At 73.7% G+C, this 1189-nt stretch carries 3 protein-coding genes; all 3 read right to left on the bottom strand.

The window, feature by feature from the left end:
• On the bottom strand, nucleotides 1–355 hold a 355-nt coding region (locus C665_RS19650), incomplete at its 3' end, for a prepilin-type N-terminal cleavage/methylation domain-containing protein (RefSeq protein WP_004330184.1).
• Nucleotides 356–383: 28 nt separating this feature from the next.
• Complete coding sequence (gene gspG, locus C665_RS19645) at nucleotides 384–854, bottom strand: type II secretion system major pseudopilin GspG (protein WP_004330183.1); 471 nt, start codon at nucleotides 852–854, stop codon at nucleotides 384–386.
• 4 nt (nucleotides 855–858) lie between these two features.
• Nucleotides 859–1189 (bottom strand): type II secretion system F family protein (locus C665_RS19640; RefSeq protein ID WP_004330182.1); only part of this gene is annotated, 331 nt, incomplete at its 5' end.

The raw sequence follows: 1189 nt of genomic DNA, 5'->3' as shown, positions 1-1189 counted from the left end.
AATCCGCCGGCAGCGCCTGCCGCCCCGCGCGCTGGCCCACGCGCAGCGCGGCCACGCGCAGGCCGCCGGCAAAGGCACGCGGGGCGAACTCCGGCGGTGCCTCCAGTCGCTTCCAGCCGCCGTCGGGCTGGCGCTCACTGAAGCGATAGCCGTCGGGGAGGAAATCCACCGCGAGCGCGCGGCCGCGCAGCTCGGCGCGATAGGCGGCGCCTTCGAGCGCGCGGCGCAGGCGTTCGACCTCGTGCTCGCCGTCGTCGGCCTGGGCGCGGTCGAGCGCGAGCGCGATGCCACCGCCGGCGATGCCGACGATCACCAGCACGACCAGCAGTTCGACGAGGGTGAAGCCGCGCTGCATGGGCTCGCGTTGCCGAAGGGCGGGGCGCTCAGGGCTGCCAGGAGCCGACGTCGGCGTCGAAGCCTTCGCCGCCCGGGCGGCCGTCGGCGCCGTAGCTGAACACATCGACCTCGCCGTGCACGCCCGGCGCCAGGTACTGGTAGGGCTGGCCCCAGGGGTCGGCGGGCAGGCGCTCCACGTAGGCCTTCCAGTTCTCGGGCGCGGGCGCCGCGGTCGGGCGCGCGACCAGCGCGCCCAGGCCCTGCTCGGTGCTCGGGTAGCGTCGGTTGTCGAGCTTGTAGAGCTTGAGCGCCTGCATCAGCGAGGCGATGTCCTGGCGCGCCGCGACCACGCGCGCCTCGTCGGGCCGGCTCATGATGCGCGGCACGACCAGGGCGGCGAGCACGCCGAGGATCACGATCACGACCATCACCTCGATCAGCGTGAAGCCGCGGGCGCGGCGGCGGCCGGGATGGGTGTGGATGGCGGGGCCGGCAGGGCGGACGAAGCGTTGCAGCATGGACTTACCTCATCAGGGTGTTGATTTCGATGATCGGCTGCATGACCGCGAGCACGATCAGCAGCACCACCGCCCCCATCACCAGCAGCAGCAGCGGCTCGAGCAGGCTGGTGAGGGTGGCGGTGCGGGTTTCGAGTTCCTGCTGCTGCAGGCGCGCGGCACGCTCGAGCAGCTGGTCGATGCGGCCGGTGGCTTCGCCGTTGGCCACCATGTGGATCAGCATCGGCGGAAACGCGCGCCCGGCGGCGAGCGCGCGCGCCAGCGGCCGCCCTTCGCGCACCTGCTCGGCGGCTTCGCGCACCGCGGCGCGGATCGGCAGGCGCTGCACCACGCGG

The sequence above is a fragment of the Thauera aminoaromatica S2 genome (assembly GCF_000310185.1).
GTDB lineage: Bacteria > Pseudomonadota > Gammaproteobacteria > Burkholderiales > Rhodocyclaceae > Thauera > Thauera aminoaromatica.
The sequence above is the reverse complement of the archived record's forward strand: the minus strand, read 5'-3'. Positions and strand labels throughout refer to the sequence as shown.

Bases quoted from the DNA above. Each gene is read 5' to 3' on its own strand.
- gspG (WP_004330183.1), bottom strand. From the start codon at position 854: ATGCTGCAACGCTTCGTCCGCCCTGCCGGCCCCGCCATCCACACCCAT.